Genomic DNA, 1,743 nt, shown 5'->3' on the forward strand with positions numbered 1-1,743 from the left:
ATCCTATCACCAATCATGATGAGATCAGCATTTATGAGATTAAATGTACATTTAGAACATTGTAGACGTCATCCAATTGATATCAGACGTTATTATAAAGCTTTAGATTATTAATGAAAGAGTTAGATTTTTATCTTCTCTAAAATGAAAGGTAATATTATGGAAGTATCAGCAATGAATTGTCATCATAGATTTTATACATTAGAAGATTTTTTTAAAAGTGCACATGAAAATGGTTTTAGAAATGTAGAATTATGGAGTGGACCAATGCATTTTTATTTAGATTATCAACAATATGATGATATTCAAATCTTAAAAGAATTAGAAAAAAAATATGATATTAAAATTATTGGTGTTTGTCCTGAACAAACAAACCCTAAACCAAATAATATGGCAGCAAAACATGAAGATGAACAAAAAAGAGTCTATCATTATTTTAAAAATGCTATAGATATTGCACATTTTCTCAATGCCCATCAAGTAGTTGTCACAAGTGGATGGGCATATTTATCAGAAAATCTTGAAGAAGCAAGAACAAGAAGTGCTCAGATGATGAGAAAACTTGCAGAATATGCACAAATTCAAGGAATACCTCTTGCGATAGAAGCATTACAACCAAGAGAATCTTTACTTGTAAACACAATTTCTGATTTGAAAGATTATTTAGAATTAGTTAATCATGAAAATTTAAAAATATGTTTAGATTTAGGTGCTATGGCAAAAGCTAACGAGACAATCAAAGACTATTTTGAAACCTTTGGATCTAGAATTATTCATTGTCATTTTGTGGATGGAAATCCAGTAGGACATATGGCATGGGGTGATGGAAATAGAAATATGTGTGAAGATTTAGATATCCTTCATCAATATGATTATCAAGGCTATCTTTCTTTTGAAATTGTTAATCAGATGTATTATCAACAACCTCATTTAGCAGATCAAAAATGCATAGAATTATTCAATCAATGGAGACCAAAATGAAATCAATCAGTCAAAAAATTGATTATATCAGAGATGAAAACGATAGTTTTCAAACTTATTTAGATAAAGCTATCCAATATCAATTTCGTTGCATATTTGCAAGGAATAAAGAAGAATATGATTATGCTAAAGATTATTTAAAAAATAAAGATTGTATTATTGCTGGAGCTATAGATTTTCCTGAAGGAAAAATGACTTTGAATGAGAAATTAGAAATGTTTAAGACATATGCATCTTATGGTTTTCAAGAAATTGATTACGTTTTAAATCAAGATCATGTTGAAAAAGGTGATCTTGACAAAATTGAAGAAGAAATGAGTACAATTCATCAATTTTGTATAAAACATAATATACAAGAAAAAGTGATTGTTGAAATGTGTAAATTAGACGGTCGAGAAGAAATAAAGGAAGAGATATGTAAAATAGCCAAAAGAGTGAAGCCGGCTTTTTTAAAAACATCAACAGGAAGAAGTTTTAAAGGTGCTGATTTAAATGATGTTATATTAATGAAAAATATATTAAAAGATGAAGTCAAAATCAAAGCATCTGGAGGTATCCGTCATTTACAACAGGCACAAAAATTTTTTGAAGCAGGAGCAAGTGTCATTGGTGCAACTAGTGCCATTCAAATTATAAAAGGAGGGACAAAAATGTTAAATTTCGATGAAAATAGAGTAAGAACAGAACATCAAAATGGAGTTAATTTAATTCCAGAAGTAGAAAAAATTGTAGATAAGATCTGTGAAGATGGTTATTCTAATA

General features: G+C 28.6%; 2 protein-coding genes. Both read left to right on the forward strand.

Annotation, left to right across the window (positions count from 1 at the left end; genetic code table 11):
* Window positions 1-174: 174 nt before the first annotated feature.
* Window positions 175-981 (forward strand): sugar phosphate isomerase/epimerase family protein, encoded by an 807-nt coding sequence (locus B5E48_RS13370; RefSeq protein ID WP_239386264.1) that lies wholly within the window; start codon window positions 175-177, stop codon window positions 979-981.
* A partial coding sequence (gene deoC / locus B5E48_RS13375; protein WP_087305634.1) for a deoxyribose-phosphate aldolase occupies window positions 978-1,743 on the forward strand: 766 nt, incomplete at its 3' end. The genes B5E48_RS13370 and deoC, both read left to right, overlap by 4 nt.

Origin of the sequence: Massilimicrobiota sp. An105 (assembly GCF_002161155.1) — a bacterium.
GTDB lineage: Bacteria > Bacillota_I > Bacilli_A > Erysipelotrichales > Coprobacillaceae > Allocoprobacillus > Allocoprobacillus merdigallinarum.

Bases quoted from the DNA above. Each gene is read 5' to 3' on its own strand.
- B5E48_RS13370 (WP_239386264.1), top strand. From the start codon at position 175: ATGAATTGTCATCATAGATTTTATACATTAGAAGATTTTTTTAAAAGT.